This is a genomic window from uncultured Cardiobacterium sp., from assembly GCF_938028185.1.
GTDB lineage: Bacteria > Pseudomonadota > Gammaproteobacteria > Cardiobacteriales > Cardiobacteriaceae > Cardiobacterium.
Genome location: NZ_CALJAH010000355.1, coordinates 1 through 26,426 on the forward strand (window position 1 = coordinate 1; position 26,426 = coordinate 26,426).

General features: G+C 57.4%; 27 protein-coding genes, 2 tRNA genes and 1 pseudogene. 12 read left to right on the forward strand and 18 right to left on the reverse strand.

Annotated elements, in window-relative coordinates; genetic code table 11:
- From Q0349_RS10320 to nhaA, 15 genes are all read right to left on the reverse strand, one after another.
- On the reverse strand, positions 1–3,547 hold a 3,547-nt coding region (locus tag Q0349_RS10320), incomplete at its 3' end, for a PTS system mannose/fructose/sorbose family transporter subunit IID (RefSeq protein ID WP_298080834.1).
- 102 nt (positions 3,548–3,649) lie between these two features.
- Positions 3,650–4,018 carry an ESPR-type extended signal peptide-containing protein gene (locus tag Q0349_RS10325; RefSeq protein ID WP_298080835.1) on the reverse strand — a complete coding sequence of 123 codons (369 nt, stop codon included), beginning with the start codon at positions 4,016–4,018 and terminating at the stop codon, positions 3,650–3,652.
- A gap of 296 nt (positions 4,019–4,314) precedes the next feature.
- A complete protein-coding gene (gene nqrM / locus Q0349_RS10330; protein ID WP_298080837.1) occupies positions 4,315–4,533 on the reverse strand; it encodes a (Na+)-NQR maturation NqrM in 219 nt (72 codons plus the stop codon).
- Positions 4,530–5,621: an FAD:protein FMN transferase gene (locus Q0349_RS10335; protein ID WP_298080839.1), complete on the reverse strand. Its 1,092-nt coding sequence runs from the start codon at positions 5,619–5,621 to the stop codon at positions 4,530–4,532. The genes nqrM and Q0349_RS10335 overlap by 4 nt, the downstream gene beginning before the upstream one ends.
- Positions 5,587–6,804, reverse strand: a complete 1,218-nt coding sequence (gene nqrF / locus Q0349_RS10340) for an NADH:ubiquinone reductase (Na(+)-transporting) subunit F (protein ID WP_298080840.1) — start codon at positions 6,802–6,804, stop codon at positions 5,587–5,589. Before nqrF ends, Q0349_RS10335 begins: the two co-directional genes overlap by 35 nt.
- 12 nt (positions 6,805–6,816) lie before the next feature.
- Complete coding sequence (gene nqrE, locus Q0349_RS10345; protein ID WP_298080841.1) at positions 6,817–7,428, reverse strand: NADH:ubiquinone reductase (Na(+)-transporting) subunit E; 612 nt, start codon at positions 7,426–7,428, stop codon at positions 6,817–6,819.
- A gap of 12 nt (positions 7,429–7,440) precedes the next feature.
- A complete protein-coding gene (locus Q0349_RS10350; protein WP_298080843.1) occupies positions 7,441–8,124 on the reverse strand; it encodes an NADH:ubiquinone reductase (Na(+)-transporting) subunit D in 684 nt (227 codons plus the stop codon).
- 3 nt (positions 8,125–8,127) lie between these two features.
- A complete protein-coding gene (locus Q0349_RS10355; protein WP_298080845.1) occupies positions 8,128–8,973 on the reverse strand; it encodes a Na(+)-translocating NADH-quinone reductase subunit C in 846 nt (281 codons plus the stop codon).
- A complete protein-coding gene (locus Q0349_RS10360) occupies positions 8,966–10,111 on the reverse strand; it encodes an NADH:ubiquinone reductase (Na(+)-transporting) subunit B (RefSeq protein ID WP_298080847.1) in 1,146 nt (381 codons plus the stop codon). The genes Q0349_RS10355 and Q0349_RS10360 overlap by 8 nt, the downstream gene beginning before the upstream one ends.
- Position 10,112: 1 nt before the next feature.
- Positions 10,113–11,456, reverse strand: a complete 1,344-nt coding sequence (locus tag Q0349_RS10365) for a Na(+)-translocating NADH-quinone reductase subunit A (protein ID WP_298080848.1) — start codon at positions 11,454–11,456, stop codon at positions 10,113–10,115.
- 40 nt (positions 11,457–11,496) lie between these two features.
- Positions 11,497–11,581: transfer RNA gene (locus Q0349_RS10370), tRNA-Leu, on the reverse strand.
- Between the two features lie 30 nt (positions 11,582–11,611).
- The gene (gene secG / locus Q0349_RS10375; protein WP_298080849.1) at positions 11,612–11,992 is read right to left on the reverse strand and encodes a preprotein translocase subunit SecG; all 381 of its coding nucleotides are present in this window, start codon (positions 11,990–11,992) and stop codon (positions 11,612–11,614) included.
- Positions 11,989–12,714, reverse strand: a complete 726-nt coding sequence (gene tpiA / locus Q0349_RS10380) for a triose-phosphate isomerase (protein ID WP_298080851.1) — start codon at positions 12,712–12,714, stop codon at positions 11,989–11,991. Before tpiA ends, secG begins: the two co-directional genes overlap by 4 nt.
- A 2-nt stretch (positions 12,715–12,716) precedes the next feature.
- The gene (gene glmM, locus Q0349_RS10385) at positions 12,717–14,063 is read right to left on the reverse strand and encodes a phosphoglucosamine mutase (RefSeq protein ID WP_298080853.1); all 1,347 of its coding nucleotides are present in this window, start codon (positions 14,061–14,063) and stop codon (positions 12,717–12,719) included.
- Positions 14,060–15,436, reverse strand: coding sequence for a Na+/H+ antiporter NhaA (gene nhaA, locus Q0349_RS10390; RefSeq protein WP_298080855.1), 1,377 nt, complete (start codon positions 15,434–15,436; stop codon positions 14,060–14,062). The genes glmM and nhaA overlap by 4 nt, the downstream gene beginning before the upstream one ends.
- A 215-nt stretch (positions 15,437–15,651) precedes the next feature.
- Here nhaA and dapD point away from each other — a divergent pair, with 215 nt between their 5' ends.
- From dapD to Q0349_RS10405, 3 genes are all read left to right on the forward strand, one after another.
- Positions 15,652–16,467: a 2,3,4,5-tetrahydropyridine-2,6-dicarboxylate N-succinyltransferase gene (gene dapD / locus Q0349_RS10395; RefSeq protein WP_298080856.1), complete on the forward strand. Its 816-nt coding sequence runs from the start codon at positions 15,652–15,654 to the stop codon at positions 16,465–16,467.
- A gap of 116 nt (positions 16,468–16,583) precedes the next feature.
- Complete coding sequence (locus Q0349_RS10400) at positions 16,584–17,306, forward strand: DUF2726 domain-containing protein (RefSeq protein WP_298080858.1); 723 nt, start codon at positions 16,584–16,586, stop codon at positions 17,304–17,306.
- Between the two features lie 168 nt (positions 17,307–17,474).
- Positions 17,475–18,014, forward strand: a complete 540-nt coding sequence (locus Q0349_RS10405; RefSeq protein WP_298080859.1) for a DUF4189 domain-containing protein — start codon at positions 17,475–17,477, stop codon at positions 18,012–18,014.
- 52 nt (positions 18,015–18,066) lie between these two features.
- Here Q0349_RS10405 and Q0349_RS14150 read toward each other — a convergent pair.
- A pseudogene (locus tag Q0349_RS14150) lies at positions 18,067–18,944 on the reverse strand (ABC transporter six-transmembrane domain-containing protein).
- A 217-nt stretch (positions 18,945–19,161) separates the two neighbouring features.
- Between Q0349_RS14150 and Q0349_RS10420 the strand changes: the two are divergent.
- Positions 19,162–19,392 (forward strand): hypothetical protein, encoded by a 231-nt coding sequence (locus Q0349_RS10420; RefSeq protein WP_298080863.1) that lies wholly within the window; start codon positions 19,162–19,164, stop codon positions 19,390–19,392.
- On the opposite strand, the gene Q0349_RS10425 is transcribed toward Q0349_RS10420, so the two are convergent.
- Positions 19,387–19,463, reverse strand: a tRNA-Val gene (locus tag Q0349_RS10425). The two genes, Q0349_RS10420 and Q0349_RS10425, sit on opposite strands and share 6 nt — an antisense overlap.
- A 184-nt stretch (positions 19,464–19,647) precedes the next feature.
- On the opposite strand from Q0349_RS10425, the gene rplU reads away from it, so the two are divergent.
- The 8 genes from rplU (at position 19,648) to Q0349_RS10465 (ending at position 25,244) form a co-directional block, all read left to right on the forward strand.
- On the forward strand, positions 19,648–19,968 hold the full coding sequence (gene rplU / locus Q0349_RS10430; RefSeq protein WP_298080865.1) for a 50S ribosomal protein L21: 321 nt from the start codon (positions 19,648–19,650) through the stop codon (positions 19,966–19,968).
- 12 nt (positions 19,969–19,980) lie between these two features.
- Positions 19,981–20,241 carry a 50S ribosomal protein L27 gene (gene rpmA, locus Q0349_RS10435; RefSeq protein ID WP_298080866.1) on the forward strand — a complete coding sequence of 87 codons (261 nt, stop codon included), beginning with the start codon at positions 19,981–19,983 and terminating at the stop codon, positions 20,239–20,241.
- Positions 20,242–20,370: 129 nt separating this feature from the next.
- The gene (gene cgtA / locus Q0349_RS10440) at positions 20,371–21,429 is read left to right on the forward strand and encodes an Obg family GTPase CgtA (protein ID WP_298080868.1); all 1,059 of its coding nucleotides are present in this window, start codon (positions 20,371–20,373) and stop codon (positions 21,427–21,429) included.
- Between the two features lie 24 nt (positions 21,430–21,453).
- A complete protein-coding gene (locus Q0349_RS10445; RefSeq protein ID WP_048714199.1) occupies positions 21,454–21,948 on the forward strand; it encodes a hypothetical protein in 495 nt (164 codons plus the stop codon).
- A gap of 23 nt (positions 21,949–21,971) precedes the next feature.
- On the forward strand, positions 21,972–22,232 hold the full coding sequence (locus Q0349_RS10450; protein WP_298080870.1) for a hypothetical protein: 261 nt from the start codon (positions 21,972–21,974) through the stop codon (positions 22,230–22,232).
- A 49-nt stretch (positions 22,233–22,281) separates the two neighbouring features.
- Positions 22,282–23,433, forward strand: a complete 1,152-nt coding sequence (locus Q0349_RS10455; RefSeq protein ID WP_298080871.1) for a TerD family protein — start codon at positions 22,282–22,284, stop codon at positions 23,431–23,433.
- Complete coding sequence (locus tag Q0349_RS10460) at positions 23,430–24,800, forward strand: TerD family protein (RefSeq protein WP_298080872.1); 1,371 nt, start codon at positions 23,430–23,432, stop codon at positions 24,798–24,800. The genes Q0349_RS10455 and Q0349_RS10460 overlap by 4 nt, the downstream gene beginning before the upstream one ends.
- 9 nt (positions 24,801–24,809) lie before the next feature.
- Positions 24,810–25,244, forward strand: coding sequence for a pyrimidine dimer DNA glycosylase/endonuclease V (locus Q0349_RS10465; RefSeq protein ID WP_298080873.1), 435 nt, complete (start codon positions 24,810–24,812; stop codon positions 25,242–25,244).
- A gap of 1 nt (position 25,245) precedes the next feature.
- On the opposite strand, the gene Q0349_RS10470 is transcribed toward Q0349_RS10465, so the two are convergent.
- Positions 25,246–26,298, reverse strand: a complete 1,053-nt coding sequence (locus tag Q0349_RS10470) for a class I fructose-bisphosphate aldolase (RefSeq protein WP_298080874.1) — start codon at positions 26,296–26,298, stop codon at positions 25,246–25,248.
- Positions 26,299–26,426 lie beyond the last annotated feature (128 nt).

Here is a 26,426-nt window from a genome sequence, read left to right on the forward strand (position 1 = left end):
CAGGACGGGCCGTGCCCCAGAAGATCGGGTCGCCGACGCCGGCCAGCGGCCCCATAAGACCCGCCTTGACGTTGGTGATTTTATTGTTGCCGTTGTTCAAACCATCCCCGGTAAGGCTTACGACATCTTTGCCCGGTTTGCTGATGGTCATGCCATTGCCGGTAATTGCGGTAGTGTTGCCCGCGGCATCCGAAGTGGTCATGCCCGTGGCGTTGGTAATGGTGGTGTTGCCCGCTGCATCGGTCGTTTTCACGCCAGTGCTGTTGACGACGGTGGTATTGCCTGCCGTATCGGTCGTAGTCATGCCTTTGCCATTGGTAATCGTGGTATTGCCGGCGGCATCCACATGGGTCACGCTCTCCACCTTGATATTTTTGTTCAGGTTGAAGGTGACATTGTTATTGGCGGCATTCTTGCTGACGGAAATATTGCCGTCGGTATTGTTCAAATCCACTGTCGCCCCGTCGCCCACGGTCGAGCCGTTGGCACCCTGCGCGGTCAGGGTAAAGCTGCCTTTTTTCGCCGCTTCATCTGTGACCGCTTTCAGCTGGTCCTCCGTTGCCGCTTGACCGCTAACGATGTTATTCGGGTTCCAGGTTTTATTGGAAAGCCCTCCCACTGTTCCCGCGTTACCATTAATAGTAACCGGATTACCGCCATTTGCCGGGCCCACGGTAATAGTGTCTTTAAGCCCTAATTGGACACCACCATTAACCGTCGTGCTGGTGATATTGTTGTCACCTTTTACGTTGATGGTATCGCCAAGATGGTATTTGTTGGCGCCGCTGGTGCCGCCAAAGTTGATACCTTTGGCAATATTGGCGGTATTGGTATCCACTTTCTGGTTGGTCTGGAACAATTGCCCGCCATTAACGGCTTCTTTGCTGCCATTGGCGATATTTCCATCCGCCATGTTATTGATACTTTTATTCCCCATATTGATACCGCTGTTATTGATAACCGGGCCACCGTTATTGATGGTCAGACTGTCCGCTGTGAGATTCGGATTGGTGGCAATGGTAATTTCCTTTCCGGCATGGGTAATGGCAATGTTCGTGCCGTTTTTGAAATTCACGGTATCGCCCGGCGCGACATTGGTCGTGCCGCTGCCATTGGTTTGCACATTCCAGCCTTTGTTGGCGGTAGCTTTTACCGCCTTGATGGCATCATGCACGGTATTTTCGCCGATATCGCCAATATTGCTCATGGTGATATTGCCGCGGTTATCCATCGCCGCATTGCCGCCCAAGATGTTTTTGCTGCTTTTGCCGACATTGCTGATGGCATCCTGCGTCCAGTAAAGCTGGCTGCCGTTGATGGCATCGGTGGAAGTGTTATTGATGCGTCCGGCGGCGACGTTGGTGATGGTGCGCTCTTTGCCCGCGTCGCCAACGCTGACAGTAGCGACGGGTGCAGCCCCCGCAAAGCCGGAATAGATGAGGTCGCCCACCGTCGCGGTATTCGTACCAACGGCTGCCGCAGTGACGGAATCCGCGCCCAAGGCGACAGCGCTGTTGTGGGTGGATTTTGCACCTCTGCCCAAGGCCAGCGAATCGGTGTTGCTGGCAGCCGCCTGGCGACCAATGGCAATGGCTTGCGAACCGCTGGCATTTGCCGCGTTGGCGGCCTGGGGCGAGCCACCAATGGCAATCGTGCCTGCCGCTGTGGCTTGCGCGTTTTGCCCTGCGGCAAAGCTGTTTTGCCCTGCTGCATTTGAGCCTACTCCCAAGGCAATCGCCGCCTGTCCTTCGGCCTTGTTACGGTTGCCGATGGCGATGGAATTACCGCCGCTGGCGCGGGTACGCTCGCCGATGGCGACGTTGTTGCTGGTGGTCACGGCGGCAAAATCGTTGCCCGTGCCGTTGGCGTATGCGCCCAGCGCAATGTTGTGGTCGCCCTGCATCCCTGCTGCCGCACCAGTACCAATACCAATAATGTTGCTAACTTTGGTATTGCCCACATTACTTATCGCACCTTCACCAATGCCGATATTGCGGCTATTGCCGACATTCATCGTGTTTCCACCAGCCTGTTTGCCGATAAAGACATCGGCCTCTCCGACAGCATTGGCATTCCAGCCCAGCGCGGTCGAATTTTTCCCTTTCGCTTTGGAACTGTCGCCCAATGCGGTAGAAGCGTTGGTCGCTTCGGTATTGGCACCCACGGCAACCGCGCTATCGTTGGTTGCCTGCGCGTTGTAACCAACGGCAACGGTGTTCATCGCAGACGCTTTGGCCTTCGCGCCAGCGGCAAGCGAATTGCTGCCCGTTGCGCCGTCGTTGGCATAGTTGCTGTCCGCCCCGGTTTCCGTGGATTTCACGCTGTAGTAGTGCGTCTGCGTTTTTTCGGCCACCGCATAAAGCTGGCTACCGTTGATGGCATCGGTGCTGGTGGCGCTCACTTCGCCCGCCGCGACGTGTTTCAGCTGCCGCTCGTAGCCTGTTGCGCCAAAGGAAACGATGTCGCCCGGCAGCGTCTTGCCGCCGCCCGCCCAGTTATAGGTGACGCCATTGATGGTTGTGGATTCCTGCTTCGTTCCCGCTTCCAGGGTTTTGGAGCCGCCGCCGATGGCCACGGCGTTGTCGAGTGTCGCCTGCGCGCCGGTACCGATGGCGACGCTGTTGGTTTTGGTCGCCCCCGATTTGGCACCGAGCGCAACGCCCAAATCCGCCGCCTGCGCCTGCACGCCCACCGCCACCGCCGCCTGTTTGGAGACGGTTTTGGCATACACGCCGGAATTCATGGTGTCGCCGGTCAGGGCGTTATAGGCCTGCCGGACCGTGCCGGTTGTCTGCGCGCCGCTATTGGGGTCGGTGTAGCTGGTCTGCTGGTTGCCGGCGCTGTCCAAATCATCGCCACCGATGGCAACCGAGCCGTCGCCATAGGCAAGGGTATCGCTGCCGATGGCAAGCGACTGGTCGCCATAGGCGTAGGTGCGGCGCCCTGCGCCCTCGCCGCTGCCACCGCCGATGGCAACCGACTGGTTGGCGGTTTTCGTGGTCAGGTTGATGGTGCCAAAAGTCCCGCCCGCTGCAACATTGATGTTCTGGTTCGCGCCCACCGTGGCGTTGGCGCCAATCATCACCCGTTCTCCCGTTGTCGCCGCACCACTGACCGCGCCGGCATCATGGCCAATCGCCACGTCGTTGCGTGCGCCCGCCTTGGCCCCCGTCCCGGTTGCAACGGCATCCGTACCGGTTGCTGCTGCTTTCAGACCGGTCGCAATCGCACCCTTGGCACCCGCTGTTGCGCCAATACCGGTTGCCACCGAGGCAACGCCTTTTGCCTGCGATGCCATGCCGGTTGCAATCGCACCATCGGCTTCCGCATGGGAATCCGCGCCGATGGCAACCGATGCCTTGCCGGTGGATTGGCCCATGTGTCCCACCGCGATTGAACCGCGCCCGCTTGCGGTGGTGCTGGTAAAACCGATGGCCGGGTTTGAGGCGTCTTTGGTCGAGACCCCTTCCACGGTAATCGGCTGCCCGGCGTAATCGCGCCAGTTGCCATATTTACCGGCGGAGGTTTTGCTGTCGTTGTTCCCCAAATCATCGCCGCCGATGGCAATGGACGATTGTCCGCTGGCGTAGCCCTGCGCACCGAGGGCAACAGACTGGCTGTTGGCCTCGCTCGCTTCACCTATGACGACCTACTGCCCCATAGTATTTACCGCCGTATTCGGATTCACATCCGTGATGGCTTTGGCACCGGAACCAATAATAATGCCAGCCTCGCCGTTTGTTGTATTTTTGGCGTTCGTACCCAATGCAATCGTGTAGTTGGTTTTGGCATCGCTGCCATTTCCCATTGCAATGGATTCATTGCCCGGAGCATTGGCACCGCTTCCCCACGGCAGTCCGGCTGCCTGCACAGGAGAAGAAAATAATGCGCCTGCGACGGCGAGGGTCACGGCAGCCACTTTGACGGATTTGCTTTTGCCGTGGTTGCGCGTGGTTTCCGGTACGGCGACCCACGCGCCGAGGGCGGTGTTGTAAAGGGTTTTGTAGGTGTGATTCATAAAGGTTTACTCCAGGAGTGTGATTCGGGCTGCGGGGGCAGCGGCTGTCGTCCGTTTTGCTTTTCGTCGGCATCCTTCGCCGGTGGGTTCATGATGATTATTGTCGCCTCAAGGCGCGGTTTTTCAGGCTTCTCCACAGAAAGACCGGGATAAAAATCCCGGTCTTTTCCGCTGGTTTTTGCTGTCGCCGCGCGTTGTCCGGCGTTTTTTCGCACAGGTTGCGCGATTGTTATTTATGCAATGTTTATGCCAAGGCGTTTGCTGCTGTCAGTAAAGATGATGTGCGGTCAAACTGCTCAGGGCTGGTAACGCGCGACGGTGGCTTTGCCGGCGCGGTTGCTGTCCGCCGCTTGGTCGTTTTCGCAGACGTCCTTGCAGCCGCAGGCACGTTCGACGCCGACGGCGCCGAGGCCGCCGCAGCTGCCCTTGATCGGTTTGCGGCCAAAGATGACGCCGATGGCCATTGCCGCCCCGACCAGCATCAGCATGATGAAGACGATGATGAAGGTTGTCATGGTTTTTCCTCCTGTACTGCCGCGCGGAAGGCGCGGCTGCGCTCAATGATGAAGGGTTGTTTGTCGTCGCCCGCCAAGATAAGTTCGGCGGCAAGATCGTAGCGGTCGGCAAATTCCAGCGCTTTTTCGTCGCCGAGGACCATCAGCGCGGTGGCGTAGCCGTCGGCGGTCATGCAGTCCGGTGCCAGCACGGTGGCGGAGAGCAGGCGCGAGCTGTGCGAGCGGCCATCGCGCGGGTCAACGATGTGGTAGGCCATTTCGCCGCCGCGCTCAGCGTACTGGCGGTAGTTGCCGGAAGTCGCCATCGCCGGCAGTTTTTCGTTCATGGCGATGATGTTTTCCACGCCCTCGCCTGTCGCCAGCCCCTGTTCAGGACGTTCGATGCCGACCCGCCACGGCGCACCGTATTTGCTGCCGCTGGCGCGCACTTCGCCGCCGATTTCGACGATGAAGTTCGTGTATCCGCCATCGAGCAGGGTTTCAGCGACAACGTCCACGCCGTAGCCTTTGGCGATGGAGGAGAGGTCGATGAAGACTTGCGGATCGCTTTTGGCAAGTCCTGCATCGGTCAGTTGCAGTTTGCCGTAGCCGACGTGTTGCAAGGCTTCGGCGATTTCGCTGTCTGCGGGTTTATCCTGCCGTTTAATCGAGCCGAAGCCCCAGAGATTCACCAGCGGGCCGACGGTGATGTCGTAAACGCCATCGCTTTGCGCGCTGATTTCCAGCGCTTTGTCCACCACGCGGCGCATACCGTCGCTGACCGGCTGCGGCGTGGTCGCCGTGCTGTGGTTGAAACGCATCAGTTCGGACTGGTCGCGATAGGTGGACATACTGTCGTTCACCGCTTCCAGTGCCACGTCAATGCGCCGCTGCAATGCGGCCTGGGCGGGTGCGTCCAGCGGGGCGGCGAGGCGGACGTGCCAGAACGTCCCCATCGTTTCGCCGGAAAGCTGGCTGATGACGCCGTCTGCTTTGTTGTCGCCGCAGGAGACAAGCAAAAGCGCTGTTGCCATCAGCAACAGCGCCCGGAGTGATGCGGTGATGACGCGCACCTTAGCCTCCAAAGTTATCCAAAAGGATGTTTTCATCTTCCACACCGAGGTTGTGCAGCATATCAATGACGGATTTGGTCATCATTGGCGGGCCGCACATATAGTATTCGCAGTCTTCCGGCGCGGGGTGGTTCTTCAGGTAGTTTTCATAAACGACGTTGTGGATGAAGCCGGTGTAGCCCGTCCAGTTGTCTTCCGGCAGCGCGTCGGAGAGGGCGACGTGCCAGCTGAAGTTTGGAAATTCTTCGGCGAGTTTGTCGAAGTCTTCCTGATAGAAGATTTCCCGCTTGGAGCGCGCGCCGTACCAGAAGGTGATTTTCCGCTTGCTGTGCAGGCGTTTGAGCTGGTCGAAGATGTGCGAGCGCATCGGTGCCATCCCCGCACCACCGCCGATGAAGACCATTTCGGCGTCGGTGTCTTTGGCGAAAAATTCGCCGAAGGGGCCGGAGATGGTGACTTTGTCGCCCGGTTTGAGGTTGAAGATGTAGCTGGACATGATGCCCGGCTTGGCTTCGGGGATTTTCGGCGGCGGCGTGGCGATACGGACGTTAAGCATGATGATGCCTTTTTCTTCCGGGTAGTTCGCCATCGAGTAGGCGCGCATCGTCGGTTTGTCGTTGTGCGCCTCGATTTTGAACAGGCCGTATTTTTCCCAGTCTTCGCGGTATTCGGGGGCGATGTCGAAGTCGCTGTATTTGATGTCATACGGCGGGCATTCGATCTGAATGTAGCCCCCGGCGCGGAACGGCACGGATTCGCCATCCGGGATTTTCAGCTTCAGCTCTTTGATGAAGGTCGCCTTGTTGTCGTTGGAAATGACGGTGCATTCCCATTTTTTCACGCCAAAGACGGATTCATCGACTTCCACTTTCATGTTGCTTTTGACCGCGACCTGACAGGAGAGGCGCTCGCCTTCGCGCGCTTCGCGCTTGCTGATGTGGTTCAACTCGACCGGCAGGATTTCGCCACCGCCCTCGTGGACTTTGACGGTGCATTGGCCGCAGCTACCGCCGCCACCGCAGGCGGAGGAAACGTAGATGCCGTTTTCGGCCAGCACGTTGAGCAGTTTGCCGCCCATCGGCACATCCAGTTCACGCTCATCATTGACCAGTATTTTGACGTTACCTTGCGGCACCAGGTATTTGCGTGCCAGCAGGATAATCGCTGACAGCAGCAATACCAGACCGGTAAAAAACAGCACGCCATAGAATATTTCCATTGTTTTTCCCCCTTACAACTGTACGCCGGAAAAGGACATGAACCCCAGCGCCATCAGTCCGGCGGTAATGAAGGTTATGCCCAGTCCTTCCAGCCCTTTCGGCACATCGGCATAGCGCAGTTTTTCGCGCACACCCGCCATGGCGATGATGGCCAGTGCCCAGCCGGCACCGCTGCCCACGCCATAAACGACGGATTCACCGAAGTCGTAGTTCCGCTCGACCATGAAGAGCGAGCCGGCAAGGATGGCGCAGTTCACGGTAATCAGCGGCAGGAAGATACCCAGCGCCGAGTAGAGCGAGGGGACGTATTTATCAAGAAACATTTCAAGAATTTGTACAACCGCTGCAATGACGCCGATGTAGGCGATGAGACCGAGAAAGCTGATGTCCACTTCCAGTCCCAGCGATTGCCACAGCACGGCATTTTCTTTGAGCAGATAGGTGTAGAGCAGGTTGTTGAGCGGTACGGTCAGGGTTTGCACGACGATAACCGCCGTGCCCAGTCCGGCAGCGGTGGAGATTTTTTTTGAGACCGCAAGGAAGGTGCACATCCCCAGGAAGAAGGAGAGTGCCATGTTTTCGATAAAAATCGATTTAACAAACAGGCTGATGTAGTGTTCCATTGCCGTACTCCTTTAGTGACTCGCGCCAACGATGATGGGCTTGGCCGCAGCCGCCTCAACGTAATCGCGCGCTTCGTTTTGTTCCGGCTTCCAGGTGCGCAGCGCCCAAATGAGCAGGCCGATAACGAAGAAGGCGCTCGGCGGCAGCACCATCAAACCGTTCGGCACATACCAGCCACCGTTATCCGCAATGGGGAGGATGGTAATGTCAAACCAGGTACCCTTGCCGAAGATTTCACGGATGGTGCCGACGGTGAGGAGCATCGCGCTGTAACCGAGGCCGTTACCAATACCGTCAAGGAAGCTCGGCACCGGCGGGTTAGACATCGCATAGGCTTCCAGCCGCCCCATGACGATGCAGTTGGTGAGAATCAAGCTGACGTACACGGAAAGCTGTTTGGAGAGTTCAAAGGCAAAGGCTTTCAGCAACTGGTCAACCACGATAACCGCCGAGGCGGCAACCGCCATCTGCACGATGATGCGGATGCTGCTGGGGATATTATTGCGGATCATGCTGACGAACAGGTTGGAGAAGGCGGTTACAAAGGTAAGGCCAAGGCTCATCAGAAACGCCGTCTTCATGCTCCCGGTTACTGCCAGCGCGGAACAGATGCCGAGTACCTGCAAGCCGATCGGGTTGTTGGCAAATATCGGCCCCAGGATGATTTCTTTATAGTCGTAGGTTTTTTCGCTCATGATTTATTGCTCCGTTTTTTGCCCGTTCTGCCCGATGGCAGCCTGCGATGCCTCGCGCAGGTCAGCAAGGCTGATTTCGCCGTTACGGATGTGATCGACCAGCGGCTTGTATCCCTGCTCGCCCAGCCAAAAGTTCATCAGGTGTTCGACACCGTTGCTGGTCAGCGTCGCCCCGGCGATGGCATCCACCTGATTTTTCGCTGACAGGTTGCGTACTTTTACCAGATCGACCTGCGGCGCGCCGCTGTCATCATAGGGGATGATGCCCGCCCACTTTGCCTGCCATTCCGGCTCGGTGATGCGCGCACCCAGTCCGGGCGTTTCCGCGTGCTGGTAGAAGGTAATGCCGGTGATTTCCGGCTGTTTGTCCTTGAACGACAGCGCAGTAAAACCGTACATGGTTGACCAGAGACCATAACCCTGAATGGGCAGGATCAGACGTGAAATGTGATCGCCCTCGGCCACAACATAGGCGACGCCGTCTTTGGCGAGACGCTTGATACTCGCCGGGTCATCTGTCAGGGCATGACCTTCGCTTTCGCTACGCGCCGCGTTGTACATATCGTAGGTCAGCGGATTTTTGTCGCTCACCGGTTTGCCGGTCTGGAGGTCAATCACCAGCGGGATAATTTGCCGGAATTTGTCGTTAATCTGCTCGGTGGACAGATGCTCTTCCGCCCCCGCCAAGCCGGCAGCACGCAGAATGTTGATCTTTTTCTCGTTGTCGGCATTTTGTTTCTGGAAGCTGCGCAACGAAACGGCAGCGGTAGAGACCAGCAGTGAACAGATCAAACAGACAATGGTGGCGAACTTCAGTACGCCCAACGCGGATTGTTTCTTCTCAGACATGGGTTCTCACCTTGCGACGTTTGGCATTCGCATTCATCACGAAATAATCAATGAGATGGGCAAAAATGTTGGCAAAGAGGATGGCCAGCATGATGCCTTCCGGGAAGGCGGGGTTAACGACACGGATAAGGATGGTCATCGCGCCCACCAACGCACCAAAGATGTAGCGCCCGGTGTTGGTTACCGATGCGGTGACCGGGTCGGTCGCCATAAAGAAGGTACCAAAGGCAAAACCGCCGAGAACGAAATGCCACCAAAACGGCACGGCAAACATATGGTTGGTTTCGCTGCCGATGAGGTTAAACATCAGCGAGGTAACGGTCGCTCCGGCAAAAACACCAACGACGATGCGCCAAGAGGCAACACCCGCCCACAGAATAATGACACCGCCAATGAGGATTGCCAGCGTGGATACTTCACCGATGGAACCAGGGATGTTGCCGATAAAGGCATCCCACCAGCTCCAGTGTGCACGCACCGCATCCATGCCGCCCGCAGAGGCTTCGCTCAATGCGGTCGCGCCGGAATAACCATCAACGGCAACCCAAACTTTGTCGCCGGAAATTTGCGCCGGATAGGCAAAATAAAGGAAAGCGCGTGCGGCAAGGGCGGGGTTCACGAAATTGCGTCCGGTGCCACCAAAAACTTCCTTGCCCAGCACCACACCAAAGCTAATGCCAATAGCGACTTGCCACAGCGGAATCGTTGGCGGCAAGGTCAGGGAGAAAAGGATGGAGGTGACGAAGAAGCCTTCGCTTACTTCATGCTTGCGCACAATGCAGAAAAGGATTTCCCAAGCGATACCAACCGCGAAGGTAACGATATAGATGGGCAGGTGCAGTTTCGCGCCAAACCAGAGATTGGCAATCAGGCCGGGATCGGCGATTCCCTGCGCTTTCGCCGCTTGCACGCCGACGAAATACCAGCCCGCAAACATTGCCGGGAAAACAGCCATCCAGACCAGAATCATTACCCGCTTTAGGTCGATAACATCGCGCACGTGCGACGGACGCGCGGTGACAAAGCGGGGGGAGTAAACAAAGGTCGCCGTTGCTTCGTAGAGGGGGAACAGTTTTTCCAGTTTCCCGCCCTTCTCGAACAGCGGCGCGATTTTTTCAAAAAAGTGTTGTTTCGCCATATCAGCCTTCCTGTTCAATCAGGGTGAGATTTTCGCGCAGGATTGCCCCAAAATCGTGTTTGCCGGGGCAAACGAAGGACATCAGCGCCAAATCTTCTTCATCCAGTTCCAATGCGCCGAGACGGATAGCCGTATCGGTATCCTTGACAATCAAGGCCTTGACCAAAAGCGTCGGCAGGATGTCCAGCGGCATCACCTGCTCATATACGCCGATCGGCACAATCGGACGCGGTGAACCGCGCAGGGAGGTATTGAACTGAAACGGACCTTTAAGGAATTTGCCAATATAGGCGTTGGTTTTGGAAAACCAGCCGAAACCGGGACGGAGAAAGCCAAGGAAATAGGCTTCGCGCCCTTCCGGCAGCACGGTTACTTGTTGGTCATAAGCGCCGAGGTAGGCGGTATCTTCATGCACCTGGCGACCGGAAAGCGCGGAACCGGAAATAATCCGCTGTTCGCCCGGTTGCAGGTTATCTTCCAGCAAATCGGCCATCGCCGTGCCGCGCAGCGCGCGTACAATACGCGGTTTCTTGACGCCAGGTCCAGCGACCGCAATCAGGCGTTCGTTATCAAGAATACCGCCGCGGAAGAATTTGCCAATCGCCAGCAGGTCTTGCACATTGAGATGCCATGCGACCTTGTTCGCACCGACCGGGTCAATAAAGTGAATATGGGTGCCAACCAGTCCGGCAGGATGTACGCCGCCAAAGCGGTGGATTTCCAGACGGTTCAGATAATGGGTCGGAACGAAAGTTTCCTGACGGCAGGATAAATGAACCTGCCCGCCAGACAGTGCCTGCATGATGGCGAGTCCTGCGAGCAAATCTTCATCACGCCCCTGCATCGCCAATGCCGGATCCATTGCCAGCGGATTGGTATCCATGGCATTGACAAAAATGGCGTGCGGGATAGCGTCAACAGGTGGAATCTTACTAAAGGGGCGAGTGCGGAATGATGCCCACAATCCGCTATTGACCAATCGTTTGACAATTTCTTCGCGCGAGAGTTTTTCTGCAACATTATCACCGAAAGATTCAAAAACAACCGATTCTTTGGATTCAGGGCGAATAATAACGGAAAGCAGACGCCGCTTTTCCCCGCGCACAATTTTTTCTACTACGCCGGATACGGGCGCGCAAATCAAAACGCCGGGATTTTTTTTGTCTTCAAAGAGCGGCTGTCCCAAAATCACTTTGTCACCTTCTGCTACCAGCATGGTAGGCTTCAGACCATTGTAATCCTCGCCGAGAATAGCAACTGGATGATTGGGGATGATGTCATGAATGGCGACGTCGGTAATGGCGCCAGAGATGGGAAGGTCTAAACCTTTCTTGATTGAGATCATGCTAACAATACCTTACCTCAGACTGTGTCTTTATTTTTATTGGTGCCGACGGCGAGACTCGAACTCGCACAGCTTACGCCACTACCCCCTCAAGATAGCGTGTCTACCAATTCCACCACGTCGGCTGTCTTCTTTATTCTTGCGACCTGTCCGGCTTATTGCCGGGCAGGTGCGGGAACATCGGTATTTGAAGCAGGGCGCGCATTATCTACACCAACTGGCGGGATGTCAAGCGCACTTTCCTGCTTTTGTGTTTCCAGTTGGGTATTGTTCAAAATATTGCTATCGCCGTGATTGGCGACTTCTTTGTTTTGTAAATACCCCAACAGTAGCGCCCCCACAAAGAAGACCGCTGCCAAAAAGCGCGTGGTTTTATACAGGAATGAGCCTGCGCCACGCGCACCAAATACGGTGCTGGAAGCACCGCCGCTGAGTGCGCCCATACCGCCGTTGCTTTTCGGCTGTTGCAGCAAAATGAGGGCGCAGAGCGCGAGGGATGCGATAAAGAAGATAACCTGAACAAGGGTTATGGTCATGCCATGGCTCCAATGATTTTGTCGAAGGTGTCCGCTTGCAGCGAGGCGCCGCCGACGAGGAAGCCGTCAATATCCGCCCCGGCAAAAAGCTCGGCTGCGTTATCGGGCTTGACGGAACCGCCGTAGAGGATGCGGACTTTATCAGCAACGCCGGATACTTTTTCTTGCAGCAATGCACGGATTTTGCCGTGGACTTCTTGTGCGTAAGCAGCGGTTGCCGCTTTGCCGGTGCCGATTGCCCAAACAGGTTCGTAAGCGATGACGGTATCCGCGTCCACCAATCCCGCTTCCAGTACCGGTTTCATTTGTCGCAATACGGCAGCGTCGCATTGTCCAGCATCGTATTCTTGCAGGGATTCGCCGATGCAGTAGATGACTTTCAGACCTTGCGCTTTCAGTTGTTTCCATTTTTCGATCAGCAGCGCTTCGGTTTCACCGTGATCGGTGCGGCGCTCGGAGTGGCCGATGATGGCGTAACTGGCACCCGCTTCTTTCAGCATCGCGGCAGATATTTCGCCGGTGTGTGCGCCGGATGCGTGCGCACTGACGTCTTCACCCGCCAGGATTTCCAGCCCCAGTTCGTGTGCCTTGCTGATGTAAATTGCAGGCAAGCCAAAGATTTTTTCAACGTTTCCTTGCGGCCAGGCGTGTTTGGCAAAGGCTTCAACCAGGGCGAAGTCGCCGTTCATTTTCCAGTTTGCCGCAGCAATCGGTTTACGCATTGTTATTCCTCCCGGGATATGACCGCTGCCAGTTCTTCAACGATGGCGTGCAGTCGCGCTTCGTCATGACCTTCCGCCATTACGCGGATTTTCGGTTCGGTACCGGACGGACGAAGCAGAATGCGTCCGGCATCTCCCAGTTTTTCGGTCGCCTGTTGCAGCGCCTGCTGCACGGCGGGTTTGTTGACGACGCTTTTGTCCGCGACTTCAACGTTCTTCATGATTTGTACCGCCATATGCAGGTCGGCGACGAGTTGATGCAGCGGTTGTTCCATTTCCAGCATTGCCGCCAGCACCTGCAACGCGGCGATGATGCCGTCACCGGTAGAGTTGCGGTCAAGGCAGATGATATGCCCGGAGTTTTCGCCGCCCACGCGCGCGTCAATTTCCTGCATACATTCGAGCACATAGCGGTCGCCAACGTCGGTGCGGTGCAGGACGATGCCCATGTTGTTCAGTGCCCGCTCCAAGCCGAGGTTGGTCATTTTCGTGCCGACGATGTTGTTCAGCTGTTCGCCCTTGAAGGCGCGGTATTTGGCGATGATGTAGAGGATGGCATCGCCGTCGCGCAGGCGTCCGTTGCGGTCAACCATCACCACGCGGTCGCCATCGCCATCGAAGGCAATGCCCGCATCGGCCTGTTCGTCGCGTACACGGCGCTGCAAGGATTCCGGCGCGGTTGAACCCGCCCCGGCGTTGATATTGCAACCGTTCGGCTCGGCATTCATGACGATAACCTGCGCGCCCAGTTCGCGGAACACTTCCGGCGCTATCGGGTAGGTCGCGCCGTTGGCGCAGTCCACCACGATTTTCAACCGTTCAAACGGCAAGCCCAGGACGACCGCGTTTTTGCAAAATTCGATGTAGCGTCCGCGCGCTTCCGGGATACGGTAGAGTTTGCCCAGTTGCGCCGATTCGACCACTTTCATCGGCAATTCAAGATAGCGCTCGATTTCCTGCTCCGCTGCGTCGGGCAGTTTGATGCCGCCGCGCGCGAAGACTTTGACGCCGTTGTCGCTATAGACGTTATGCGAGGCGCTGACGACGATGCCCGCTGCGGCGTGGAAGGTGCGGGTGAAATAGGCGATGCCCGGCGTCGGCATCACACCGAGCAAGTGTGCGTCCATGCCGGCGGCGGAAAGGCCGGCGGCGATGGCGTTTTCCAGCATATAACCGGAGATGCGGGTGTCCTTGCCGATGATGACTTTATCGCCGGCAAAGCCGCTGTCGCTCAACATCTTGCCAATCGCCCAGCCGAGGTGCATGACGAAATCAGGCGTCATTGGCGCAACGCCAACTTGGCCCCGCACGCCGTCCGTGCCGAAATATTTCCGCCCTGTGCCGCTCATGAATGACTGTCTCCGTTATGGCCCGCGCGCAGCCACAGGAAACCCGTCAGGCTGGCGATGACTGATGCTACAAGAATGGCAATTTTAGCATTATTCAGCAGCAAATCTTCACCTTTGAACGCCAGCTCGGAAATAAAAATGGACATGGTGAAGCCAATCCCGGCGAGCATTCCCATGCCGCAAATATGGCGGAAATTGACCCCGGCGGGCAGGCGGGCGACACCGAAGCGGACACTCAACCAAATCGCGCCGAAAACGCCGCCAAATTTGCCAAACAGCAGCCCGGCGGCGACCCCCAGCGACACCGGATGCGATACCAGACTGCCGATGGCGGCGGCATCCACCGTCACCCCGGCATTGAAAAAGGCAAACAGCGGAATAATCAGGAAATACACCGGGTCATGCAGCCCGTGCTCCAGCCGTTGCAGCGGCGTTTGCGCCTGATTGATGCCGTGGTGCAGCGTGTGCAGCACGCCAACCAGCCGCTCCGATTCCAGAAAATCCTGCTCACGGCGGCGGTAAATATCGAACTTGTCCAACAATTTGCGCGCCTCGCGGCTGAACTCCTCCGGGTTATAGAGCGAGCGCACCGGCGTCGCCAGCGCGCCCAGCACCCCGGCAATCGTCGCGTGCACGCCGGAAAACAGCATCAGCGCCCACATCACTATTGCGACCAGCAAATACGGCCACGGCTTGCGCACGCCAAAACGGTTCAGCGCCAGTTGCAGCGCAAAACAGCCCAGCGCGGCGAGAAGCGGCGCCACCTGAATCGCCTCCGTATAAAACAGCGCAATCACCACCACCGCGCCGAGGTCATCGACAATGGCGAGCGCGACCAGAATTGTCACCAGCCCCGTCGGGATGCGGTCGCCGAGCAAAATAAGCACGGCGATGGCAAAAGCAATATCGGTCGCCATCGGAATCCCCCAACCGGCAGCACCGACGCCACCCGCATTAATCGCGCCATAAACCAGCGCGGGCGCAACCATCCCGCCGAGCGCCGCAATAATCGGCAACACCGCCTGCGACAGCGACGACAACTCGCCGACCATTACCTCGTGCTTGATTTCCAGCCCGACCAAATAAAAAAACAGCGCCATCAGGCCGTCATTGACCCAATGATGCAGCGACATTTCCAGCCGCCACTCGCCAAAACTGACCGCAACCGGCTGATGCAACAAATGAAAATAAGCGTCGCGCCACGGTGAATTGGCGATGGCGAGCGCCGCCAACGTACAGACAATGAGCAAAATCCCGCTGGCAGAACTGTTGCGGGTAAACGCCTCCACCGGCGTTAACAACTTGCCGAACAGCCGCTCCCACGAATTGGCGTCCTCGCGGTTATACGCCTTGCGTTGAAAAAATCTGGACATAACCCCCTCCCGACAAAATAAAGCCAATCATACAACCCGCCCGACATCGCGGCAAACCCGCACAATATAGCTATAGCAATACAAACCGCGTTCTGTACAAGGCGCGACGCTGAAGACAGTACGCTTTTGTACGGCGAAGCGGCGCAACACCGTACAGGACGCGGTTTGTATCGCTATATAATGCGCCGCCCTACCCTGCAAACAAGGAACACCCCATGACCCTGCAACAAACCATCGAAAACGCCTTTGAGCGCCGCGCCGACATCACCCCTGCCAACGCCGAACCCGCGCTGCTTGCTGCCATCAACGAAGCGCTGGACGCGCTGGAGCGCGGCACCATGCGCGTCGCCGAACCGACCGGGAGCGGCTGGCACGTCAACGAATGGCTGAAAAAAGCGGTACTGCTCTCCTTCCGCGTCCACGATAACGTCCCCGTCGAACACGGCTACACCCGCTACTTTGACAAAGTCGAAAGCCGCTTCGCCCACCACGACGCCGCCCGCTTCCAGCAAGAAGGCGTGCGCGTCGTCCCGCCCGCCGTCGCGCGCCGTGGCAGCTACCTTGGCCGTGGCGTGGTGCTGATGCCATCCTACGTCAACATCGGCGCCTACGTCGATGAAGGCACGATGGTCGATACCTGGGTCACGGTCGGCTCCTGCGCGCAAATCGGCAAAAACGTCCACCTCTCTGGCGGCGTCGGCATTGGCGGCGTACTGGAACCGCTGCAAGCCAGCCCGACCATCATCGAAGACAACTGCTTCATCGGCGCGCGCTCCGAAATCGTCGAAGGCGTCGTCGTCGAAAAAGGCTCGGTCATCTCGATGGGCGTATTTATCGGCCAATCCACCAAAATCTACAACCGCATGACCGGTGAAATCACCTATGGCCGCGTCCCCGCAGGCTCGGTGGTCGTCCCCGGCAACCTGCCCGCCGCCGACGGCAGCCACAGCCTCTACTGCGCCGTCATCATCAAACAGGTCGATGAAAAAACGCGCAGCAAAACCGGCATCAACGAACTGCTGCGCAGCTAATCGCCCTGCCCTTCCAACCCCCGCCACGGCGGGGTTTTTTACCCCGGAAATATACGATGACACGTTATTGTTGCTGCATGAGACGGTGGCAGATTCATGCCGATAGATGGGTATAATTGCACTGGTTTCAGGGCTATTTACAATCTGGAATAATATTTCCAAGTTTCATCAAATCGGACCATTTTGCCGCATCACCAAATAGCAATGGTGCGCCGAAACAAGACATCCAATTTACATATAGACAACAAAAGATATTTGTGAAAATAAATATGGACACAATTATAACGGGCATCGGTATTTTTCTACTGCTCGGCCTGGTGGGTATTGGCAGACAACGATTGCGACGATCGCAAAAAAATAAAAATACACAAGAACAAAAATTGCATGACTTCAAAAAAGAAAAAGCAGAAGAGAACTTGCGCATTGCCCGAAAAAACCGCTACCAGAAAAAAACGGTTTGCAATGCCAACGAGCAGGCCGCCTATGCCGCCGCATGGGATGTAGTGCGGGCGCGACAGCGCAAGGAGCGGGTATTGCCGCAAGTCTCCTTGGGCGAAATTATCATGCACCCGAACGGGCGGATTCATGCGGCGATTAACAGCAAACGGGTGGATTTGCTGGTGACGGATGCGCAATTCAATCCGCTGGTGGTGATAGAAATTGATGGCAGCGGCCATTATTTGTCGAATTACAGTCGCATCAATGATGAAACCAAAACGCTGGCATTGCGCTCGGCAGGCATTCCGCTATTGCGCATTGCTGCCAAACATGACAATCATGCGGAAATCCGGCGCATGGTACGCAAAGGACTAGAGCAGTTTTTCGCCGGGCGAAAATAAATGACGGGGATATAAAAAAGCACGCCCTGTAAAATTCGCGGTGGAATTATTTCGTCGTTATTTTCTGCCGGTGTGATGCGCAGGCTGGCCGACCTTTATTCAGCTCGCATTTCCCCTGCCAGACGGTTATATTTCCCGCCCCGTTCAACCTATATCACAGAAACCAACATGACCTCATTGCAAAAAATATCTGCCCCGCTATTTCTCCTGTTCGCCGCTACCGGCGCATGGGCCTGTTATGACCCCGCAGGTTCGGGGCAATGTGGTCCATACGGCATTGGACCGCGCAATCCTGACGGATACGGCTACAACACCTACATTGAACCCGCGCCGATGTACATCCCGTCACCGCCGCCCATACGCGAAAGTCGCTATGGCGCGGTTGCCGTTTATGCCAATCCCAAGGACTTATGGGACAGCAAAACCATGTTTGCTTCCGTCCGCGGTATTCATTCAAAGGAAAGCGCCAGACAGATGGCGCAGCAGACGTGCAACCGCAAGAGCGGCCACTCATGCCGAATCGAGTTTGACTATGCCGACCAATGCGTCAGCGTGGCGATGGGTGATGTTACCGAAGGCTTAATGCTGTTTTACGGCCTTTCCGGGCAACCGGGTCAGGCACCGCTGGATGCGATGCAGAAATGCCTCGCCGCCCAAGGCAAAGATTGCGAGTTTGTCGTGCAGGAAGAATGCTCCCTGCCCGAATAACACCGGCACAACGCGAAGGTCATGCGCCGGTCATCCATGACCGGCATGGAAACTACGATGCGGCATCGGCGTTTTCCACCTGAATCCGTTTGCCGATGTCGCGGATTTTGGAGATTTCTTCCAGCAGACGCGGTGCATCGTCAATACTGATGGCAAATGACCAGAGATAACTGACCACCGCATAAAGATGCCCGGCATTGGCATTGCCGCGCAAGGTCATCACGGAAAAGCTGACGGCAAACAGGAGCATCAGCGCAATGCCAATCACCGCATAGCCTGCCGCCTCGCGGTTCGATATGGCAATGCGCATTTCCGCCGATAATTGATGGTGCTGCTCCAGCTCGCGATCGCCGGAATGTTCGATGATATGCACATCACGCTCCAGCCGGTTATTGAGACGGAAATACAGGCGGTCATTGACGCGCGAATAACGCGGGATTAGCAGCATAAAAAAAGCAGCACGAAAAAGCTGGCTAGCCCTGTCCAAAATTCGATAAAGAGCAGCATCAAAACCGCGCCAATCATGGAAATTAAAAAAGTCACCAAAGTCGGCAAATGCATTTCAAAGAAATCGACCAGCTCGCGCGATAACGCCGCGCGTGCGGAAATGGTGGAAACCGCCTCGCCATCCCGGCGCTGTTGCAAAATGACCGGCACCACCATCTCCGCATAAATGCAGCTAAAGGCACGGGTATCGACCGACCGCCGCACCGAACCGACCGTCCAGATAACCAGAATTACCGCGGCATAACTCAGCGCTTTCCCCAGATTGCCTTCCAGCACGCCATTGATGGCAATGCCGCCGAATACGGGATAGGTCAAAAGCAGCAGGTTTTCCGCCAGAACCAGGGTGAATGTGCCAATCAGGCGCGCCTTGTTGTTGCGGGCGATTTGTTTGAGATTGTGCCAGGCGTTCACAGCGATTTCCATCATGAATATTTGGGCTATAGCGTCTAAAAATGCTACAAGTCTTAATGATGCAAGGCTTTGAGCGGTGTCAAAACCTTATACAATCAAGGCCAATCAAAAAGAATGGACGGAGCAACGGTCAGTAACGCTATAAATGCCAGAACTGCAGCAGACAATTTGATGGCGGAGCCTCCCCAAACTGAGGAACTTTGGGCATCGTGTAGTGCAGGAGTTCGCCATGCAGTACGGACAGAAGCAAGATCATCCAACACCACCGTTAGGGAACGAACCTTACCCGCAACCCGAAAAAGCCAACATCATCATGGCACTGCATATTTTGGGACGACATGATGTTGATGAACAGTACCGCTATTTCTTGCTGGTTATGTGTCGCATACATCCCGGCACTTCACCAGAAAAAGAAAAAAGCCCTGAACAAGCAGGGCTTAATAAAGAAGAATACTGGTAGGCACGATTGGACTCGAACCAACGACCCCCACCATGTCAAGGTGGTGCTCTAACCAACTGAGCTACGCGCCTGAAGTGGGGCGCATTATAGGCATTTTTTTGCCGAGTGCAAGCGGTTTGTAGTGCGCCTGAAAATCCACCTGCACGGCGATGCAACGCGCTTGACTATTGAATTATTACGGGTCTGCCAGTATAATCCGCCGCCTTTGAAAACAGACAGGTCTCCTGTTTGTGCATGAAATTTTTGGAGAACAATATGTTTGCAGTTATTGAAACTGGCGGTAAACAGTACAAAGTCAAGCCCGGCCAGCGCCTGAAAGTGGAGACTTTGCCGGGCGAAGCGGGCGACAGCATCGCTTTTGACAAGGTGTTGCTGATTGCAACCAGCGAAAGCGACGTTGCCGTGGGCGCACCTTACCTGGAAGGCAAAACGGTCAGCGCGACCATCGCCGAACATGGTCGCCACAAGAAAATCAAGATCATCAAGTTCCGTCGTCGCAAGCACCATATGAAACGTATGGGGCACCGTCAAAACTACACCGAAGTCGTGATTGACGCGATTGACGGCCAGAAATAAGGAGTCAGAAACATGGCACACAAAAAAGCAGGCGGTTCCAGCCGCAACGGACGCGATTCCAAGTCCAAACGTCTCGGCATCAAACGCTACGGCGGTCAGGTCGTCAGCGCCGGTTCCATCCTCGTGCGTCAGCGCGGTACCCCGTTCAATGCCGGTGAAAACGTCGGTGTTGGTCGTGACCACACCCTGTTCGCCACTGCCGACGGCAAAGTCGTTTTCAGCGTTCGTGGCGCAGAGAAACGCCGCTATGTGAGCGTGGTTGCGGAAGCCTGATTGCTGGCCGCAACGCGAAAAGCCCTGCATTGTGCAGGGCTTTTTTGTTGTCACCACCACAGGCCGTACAATACGGCATCATTCTCGCCGCACCGATGCGGAACAGGCAAAACTTACAGGAACAACCTCATGAAATTCGTAGATGAAGCACAAATTTACGTCCGCGCGGGCAAGGGCGGCAACGGCATCGTCAGTTTCCGCCGTGAAAAATATGTGCCGTTTGGCGGGCCGGATGGCGGCGACGGCGGCGACGGCGGCAGCGTTTACCTCGTCGCGCAGGAAGGCATCAACACCCTCGCCGATTTTCGCTTTAACCGCAGTTTTCAGGCGGCGAACGGCAGGCCGGGCGAAGGGCGCAACAAGCGCGGCAGCAGCGGTGAAGACTTGCTCGTGCCGGTACCGGTTGGCACGCAGGTTTTTGTGGATGACACCGATGAACTCATCGGCGACCTCACCGCTGACGGGCAACGGTTGCTGGTGGCGCAGGGCGGCTTTCACGGCCTCGGCAACACCCGCTACAAAAGCTCGACCAACCGCGCGCCGCGCCAATGCAAACCCGGCACGGAAGGCGAGGAACGCTATCTGCGTCTTGAGCTGAAACTGCTCGCCGATGTCGGCCTGCTCGGTATGCCGAACGCGGGCAAATCGACGCTCATCAGCCGTGTTTCCGCCGCCCGCCCGAAAATCGCCGATTACCCTTTCACCACGCTGCACCCCAATCTCGGCGTGGTGCGCGTCGGTATGCTGCAAAGTTTCGTCATGGCAGACATCCCCGGTCTGATTGAAGGCGCGGCGGAGGGCGCGGGGCTGGGGCATCAATTCCTGCGCCATCTGGCGCGCACCCGCCTGCTGCTGCATATGCTGGACTGTTCGCCGATGAGCGACTCGCAAGACCCGGTGCGCGATTTCGAGCAGGTCAGCGCCGAGCTGGAGAAATACGACGCCGTTTTCGCCGACAAGCCGCGCTGGTTGGTGCTGAACAAGATGGACACGCTCACCCCGGAAGAAGGCGAGGCGCGCGCACGGGAAATCGTCGCCGCACTCGGCTGGCAAGGGCCGGTATACCGCATTTCGGCGGAAACCGGGCTGCATACCGAACAGCTCTGCCGCGACATCATGCAGGCGCTGGAGCAGATGGACGACGAGGCGGATTTTGCCGCGCCGCAAATGCCTGACGAGGCACACTAAATCCTTGCCGCTTTCCCGAAAACCATGCCATTACCGACCATCCAGTTTCGCTACCGCCCGGCAAAAAATAAATTGCAGGACGTTGTGTTTGGCGAGATTTTCTGTCTGTTTTTATGGTACGTGCTACTTTTCAAGCGCAGTGGTTTTTATGATTGGTCAGACTATGCGTTGTGGGCGGTTGCCATTGGCGGCACGGCAACTTTATCCATTTGTCTTTTCAATTATTGTCGTGGCGGCAGAATCATTACCCTGATGGATAAAGCAATCATCATTCCGGCGAGCTATTACTTGAGTTTTCGGCGCCGTTTTACCGTTGATTACGGCGATATTGCCCGCATCACAGAGCAATATTGCGAGAGACATGGAACGCCCGGCATTTTTATCACGGCGCATGATGCAGGAAAGCGCTATCTTACGGAAAAAACTTATATTATCAGCTCCAACGGCTTCGCCGATATGCGGCAATACCGGAATCTTGTTGCCGAGCTGCGAAAGCGCGTTGATGCCGCCCGTTTTTAACCCTTCACCCGGAGAATATTCCCATGAACCCACCCGTCCTTTATTTCAGTGACCTTTGCCCGGATACGCCGCCATTTGTTGCCGCACTCGCCGCACGCAATATGGATTACGAAGCGGTGAACATTACCGCCAGCATGAAGAATCTGAAGCGCTTTCTGGCGCTGCGCGACAGTCGCAACGAATTTGAATCACGCAAGGCTCAGGGCGCGATTGGCATTCCCGTTTTGCAACTGCCCAATGGCACGCTGATTTTTGACAGCGCGGATGTGCCTTCATTCCCCTGACTTGCACCGCTCACATTCATCATTCCCCATTCCCGTTCAGGAAAAAACCATGACACAAACGCTCACTCCCGGCGGCAATGCACCGCTTGACGCCAATGACATTTCCATCCATATCGACAGCGGCGCGGATATTGACGTCGCTGCCTACCGCCTCGCCGCCAATGGCAAAGTGCGCGGCGATGGCGACATGATTTTCTACGGCCAACAACAAAGCGACGACGGCAGCGTGCGCCGCAGCGGCAACGACCGCAGCAGCACCTTCGCCATTGACCTCGCACGCCAGCCCGCCGCCATTGAACGCATCGCCATTGCCTATTCCGCGGGCCAACCGACCGCACGCCTCGGCAGCGTCAGCCTGCGCGTCGCCGCCGGTGGGCAAACACTCATCACCTGCCCGCTGGACCTCGGCGGCCGCAGCGAAACCGCGCTCATCCTCGGCGAATGCTACCGCCGCAATGGCGCGTGGAAATTCCGCTTCGTCGCCCAAGGCTACAACGGCGGACTGAAACCGCTCTCCGAACACTTTGGCGTGGACATCGCCGACGACGCTCCGCCGCCCGCGCCCAAACCCGCCCCGGCCAGCGGCGGTGTCAACCTCAGCAAAATCACCCTCGACAAGCGCAACCCCGGCGTCAGCCTCGCCAAACAGGCGGATTACGGCGCGATTCGCATCAACCTCAACTGGAACCAGAACAGCGCGCCGCAAAAAGGCGGCCTGTTCGGCGGACTGTTCAACAAAAACAAGGGGATTGACCTCGACCTCGGCGCCTTCGTCCGCCTGCAAAATGGCGACCGCGACTGCGTGCAGGCGCTGGGCAACCGCTTCGGCGACCTGCAACGCGCACCGTTCGTGCATCTGCGCGGCGACGACCGCACCGGCGCGGTCAGCGAGGGCGAATGGCTGGACGTCAACGGTTCGCGCTGGCCGGACATCGCCGAAATCCTCGTCTTCGCCTTCATCTACGACGGCGTGCCGAACTGGGACGCCACCGACGGCATCGTCACCCTGCACGTTCAGGGGCAGCAAATCGAAACGCGCCTGACCGAAGGCAACCCGCGCCACGGGATGTGTGCCATCGCCCGCCTCATCAACGACGGCGGCAGCATCCGCGTCGAGCGCATCAACCGCTACTTCCCCGGCCACCGCGAGATGGACCAGGCCTTCGGCTGGGGCTTCCGCTGGACGGCGGGCAGCAAATGAGCGAACAAACCCTCGTCCCCGGTGCCAACACCGCCCTTGCCGCCCGCAGCATCACCCTGCGGATTGACAGCGGCATCGACACCGACAGCGCCGTCTGGCGGCTTGCCGCCAACGGCAAAGTGCGCGGCGACGGCGACATGATTTTTTACAACCAGCCGACGAGCGACGACGGCAGCGTTCACTACCTCGGCGCACACCGCTACCGCCTTGACCTCGCGCGCCAACCGGAAGACATCCAATACATCACCATCGCCTGCACCGCCAACCTGCCGCTGGCGCAATACCGCCAACTGGCGCTCTACGTTGACGATGGCGACCGCGTCCTGCACTGCCCGGTCGCGCTGGACGGGCGTCGCGAAACCGCGCTCATCCTCGGCGTCTGCTACCGCCGTGACGGCATCTGGAAATTCCGCTTCGTTGCCCAGGGCTTTCACGGCGGCTTGCGGCCACTATGCGAACACTTTGGCATTGAAGTCGCCGACGATACCCCCGCCACGACCACTGCACCCGCCACAAAACAGCCAGAGCGCCAACCGCCACCTGCCGCCAAATCACCAGACGACAAGCCGGCGAAACCCCAAAAAACACCCCCGCAAAACCCGCTACACGGCACAGACTGGAGCGAAAGCAACCGCCTCGCCAGCGCAGAACAACACCAGCCGCTGGCCGACTGGCTCGCCGCCAAAAACATCAGTCCGCAGTTCAACCACGCGGCGGTGGATATGCGCGGCTACTATGACGAAGCCGCCGCCCTGCTCGGCAAACACTACCCGCTGCTCAAAGAACTGCTCGGCCAAATGAACTGGGCCTACCGCCACCGCCACCACGGCATCAAACACGACCTGAAAAAATACCCGCCCGCCGACGCGCAGCGCCTGCAAAACCTTTGCCGCACGCTTTACCAAAACACCCTGCTCGCCCGCTGTCACTACCACAAAGGCGACAAAAGCCTGCACATCCAGCTCCAGCAGGCACAACCCGTGCGCCAATTCTTCGGCGGCGGCTGGCTGGAATGGTTTGCCCTCGGCGAGCTGCTACAGCTTGCGGCAAAACGTGGTGCGGACTACCGCTTCTCCTGCGCGCGCAACATAACCATCACCACGGGCGCAGACGAAAAACACGAACTGGACGTGATGTACCTGCCGCTTAACAAAACCCCGCTCGTCATCGAATGCAAAAGCGGCGAATACCGGGGCGCGCTCGACAAACACCTCACCCTGTGCAAACGCCTCGGCCTGCCCGCGAGCCATTACCTCATCCTCGCCACCGACCTTGACGCCGCACAGGCACAAGCGCTGGGCGCGATGTACCCGCTGACCTTCGTCACCCCGCACACCCTGCGCGCGCACTGCCAGCCGTTGCTCTAAAGCCACGCCATGACCCGCATCAACCTCGTCCCGCCGCAGGAGCTCTGCGACCAGCACCTGCTCGCCGAACACCGCGAACTGACGCGCATCCCCAACGCGGTCGCCCGTGGTCGCTACCATCTGCGCGGCCAGCCCGCCGATTACAAACTGGGCGAAGGACACGTCCGTTTCTTTTTCGACAAACTCGCCTTCCTCCAGCGCCGCTATCAGATGCTGCACGAAGAATGCCGCGCCCGCGGCTTCAACGTGCAAAACATCTGGCCGCAAGACCTGCCCACCGACCCGGCGCTGTGGCAGGATTACCAGCCGACCGCCATCGCGCTTGCGACAAACCGCGCCCGCATCGCCGAACGGATGCCGAAAACACCGCGCTTCACCCCGCCAGGCGCAACAAAAAGCCGGGCATCATGCCCGGCCAAAAATGAACCGTCCCCAATTCCATGAATCAGGCGATGGTCACGCTCTTGTCGAGATAAACGTCCTGCACCGCGTGCAGCAGTTCGACGCCTTCGGCGAAAGGTTTTTTGAAGCATTTGCGCCCCAGAATCAGCCCCATGCCGCCCGCGCGTTTGTTGATGACGGCAGTGCGCACCGATTCGGCCTTGTCGCTGGCGCCGCCCGCCGCGCCGCCGGAATTGATGAGGCCGATGCGCCCCATATAACAGTTGGCGAGCTGGTAGCGGCAGAGGTCAATCGGGTGGTCGCTGGTGAGTTTGCTGTAAACGAGGTCGTCGGTGTTGCCGAAGCCGATTTTGCGGTAGCCGTCGTTGTTCACCGCCTGTTTCTGCTTGACGATGTCGGCGCCGATGGTCACGGCGAGGTGATTTGCCTGGCCGGTGAGGTCGGCGGAACTGTGGTAATCCACACCATCGTGCTTGAAGGCGGGATTGCGGGTGTACGCCCAAAGTACGGTGAGCATACCGAGTTCGTGCGCGCGGGCGAAGGCGGCGGAGACTTCCTGAATCTGGCGGCGGCATTCCGGCGCGCCAAAGTAGATGGTGGCACCGACCGCCATCGCGCCGAGGTCAAATGCCTGCTCAACGGTAGCAAACGGTGTCTGGTCGTGCAGCGGCGGCAGAGAGAGCGTTTCGTTGTGGTTAATCTTCACCAAAAACGGGATTTTGTGCGCGTATTTGCGGGCGACGCTGGCGAGGACGCCGTAGGTGGAAGCGACCGCGTTACAACCGCCCTCAATGGCCAGCCGCACAATGTTCTCCGGGTCAAAATACTGCGGATTGACGGCAAACGACGCCCCGGCGGAGTGCTCAACCCCCTGATCGACCGGCAGAATGGAAATGTAGCCGGTACCTGCGAGACGGCCATGATTCAGAATCTGCTGGTAGGAGCGCAGCACCACCGGCGAGCGGTCATTCTGCGCAAAGACGCGGTCAATGTAATCGCTGCCGGGCAGGTACAGCGTTTCCTTCGGGATGGTGGTGCAGTGGTGGTTGAGCAGGGATTCTGCTTCATTACCAAGCAGTTGGCGAATGTCTGACATGATGTTCTCCTGGTGAAAGTGGAGCGGTACGCAAATGCGAACCGCAGCGGCAGTATATACCTCCCATGCAAGAGTGGCGGCGGGAAACGCCCGCAATATACATACACCTTTCCCGCTACCCTGTATGT

Bases quoted from the DNA above. Each gene is read 5' to 3' on its own strand.
- Q0349_RS10325 (WP_298080835.1), bottom strand. From the start codon at position 4,018: ATGAATCACACCTACAAAACCCTTTACAACACCGCCCTCGGCGCGTGG.
- nqrM (WP_298080837.1), bottom strand. From the start codon at position 4,533: ATGACAACCTTCATCATCGTCTTCATCATGCTGATGCTGGTCGGGGCG.
- Q0349_RS10335 (WP_298080839.1), bottom strand. From the start codon at position 5,621: ATGAAAACATCCTTTTGGATAACTTTGGAGGCTAAGGTGCGCGTCATC.
- nqrF (WP_298080840.1), bottom strand. From the start codon at position 6,804: ATGGAAATATTCTATGGCGTGCTGTTTTTTACCGGTCTGGTATTGCTG.
- nqrE (WP_298080841.1), bottom strand. From the start codon at position 7,428: ATGGAACACTACATCAGCCTGTTTGTTAAATCGATTTTTATCGAAAAC.
- Q0349_RS10350 (WP_298080843.1), bottom strand. From the start codon at position 8,124: ATGAGCGAAAAAACCTACGACTATAAAGAAATCATCCTGGGGCCGATA.
- Q0349_RS10355 (WP_298080845.1), bottom strand. From the start codon at position 8,973: ATGTCTGAGAAGAAACAATCCGCGTTGGGCGTACTGAAGTTCGCCACC.
- Q0349_RS10360 (WP_298080847.1), bottom strand. From the start codon at position 10,111: ATGGCGAAACAACACTTTTTTGAAAAAATCGCGCCGCTGTTCGAGAAG.
- Q0349_RS10365 (WP_298080848.1), bottom strand. From the start codon at position 11,456: ATGATCTCAATCAAGAAAGGTTTAGACCTTCCCATCTCTGGCGCCATT.
- secG (WP_298080849.1), bottom strand. From the start codon at position 11,992: ATGACCATAACCCTTGTTCAGGTTATCTTCTTTATCGCATCCCTCGCG.
- tpiA (WP_298080851.1), bottom strand. From the start codon at position 12,714: ATGCGTAAACCGATTGCTGCGGCAAACTGGAAAATGAACGGCGACTTC.
- glmM (WP_298080853.1), bottom strand. From the start codon at position 14,063: ATGAGCGGCACAGGGCGGAAATATTTCGGCACGGACGGCGTGCGGGGC.
- nhaA (WP_298080855.1), bottom strand. From the start codon at position 15,436: ATGTCCAGATTTTTTCAACGCAAGGCGTATAACCGCGAGGACGCCAAT.
- dapD (WP_298080856.1), top strand. From the start codon at position 15,652: ATGACCCTGCAACAAACCATCGAAAACGCCTTTGAGCGCCGCGCCGAC.
- Q0349_RS10405 (WP_298080859.1), top strand. From the start codon at position 17,475: ATGACCTCATTGCAAAAAATATCTGCCCCGCTATTTCTCCTGTTCGCC.
- Q0349_RS10420 (WP_298080863.1), top strand. From the start codon at position 19,162: ATGCAGTACGGACAGAAGCAAGATCATCCAACACCACCGTTAGGGAAC.
- rplU (WP_298080865.1), top strand. From the start codon at position 19,648: ATGTTTGCAGTTATTGAAACTGGCGGTAAACAGTACAAAGTCAAGCCC.
- rpmA (WP_298080866.1), top strand. From the start codon at position 19,981: ATGGCACACAAAAAAGCAGGCGGTTCCAGCCGCAACGGACGCGATTCC.
- cgtA (WP_298080868.1), top strand. From the start codon at position 20,371: ATGAAATTCGTAGATGAAGCACAAATTTACGTCCGCGCGGGCAAGGGC.
- Q0349_RS10445 (WP_048714199.1), top strand. From the start codon at position 21,454: ATGCCATTACCGACCATCCAGTTTCGCTACCGCCCGGCAAAAAATAAA.
- Q0349_RS10450 (WP_298080870.1), top strand. From the start codon at position 21,972: ATGAACCCACCCGTCCTTTATTTCAGTGACCTTTGCCCGGATACGCCG.
- Q0349_RS10455 (WP_298080871.1), top strand. From the start codon at position 22,282: ATGACACAAACGCTCACTCCCGGCGGCAATGCACCGCTTGACGCCAAT.
- Q0349_RS10460 (WP_298080872.1), top strand. From the start codon at position 23,430: ATGAGCGAACAAACCCTCGTCCCCGGTGCCAACACCGCCCTTGCCGCC.
- Q0349_RS10465 (WP_298080873.1), top strand. From the start codon at position 24,810: ATGACCCGCATCAACCTCGTCCCGCCGCAGGAGCTCTGCGACCAGCAC.
- Q0349_RS10470 (WP_298080874.1), bottom strand. From the start codon at position 26,298: ATGTCAGACATTCGCCAACTGCTTGGTAATGAAGCAGAATCCCTGCTC.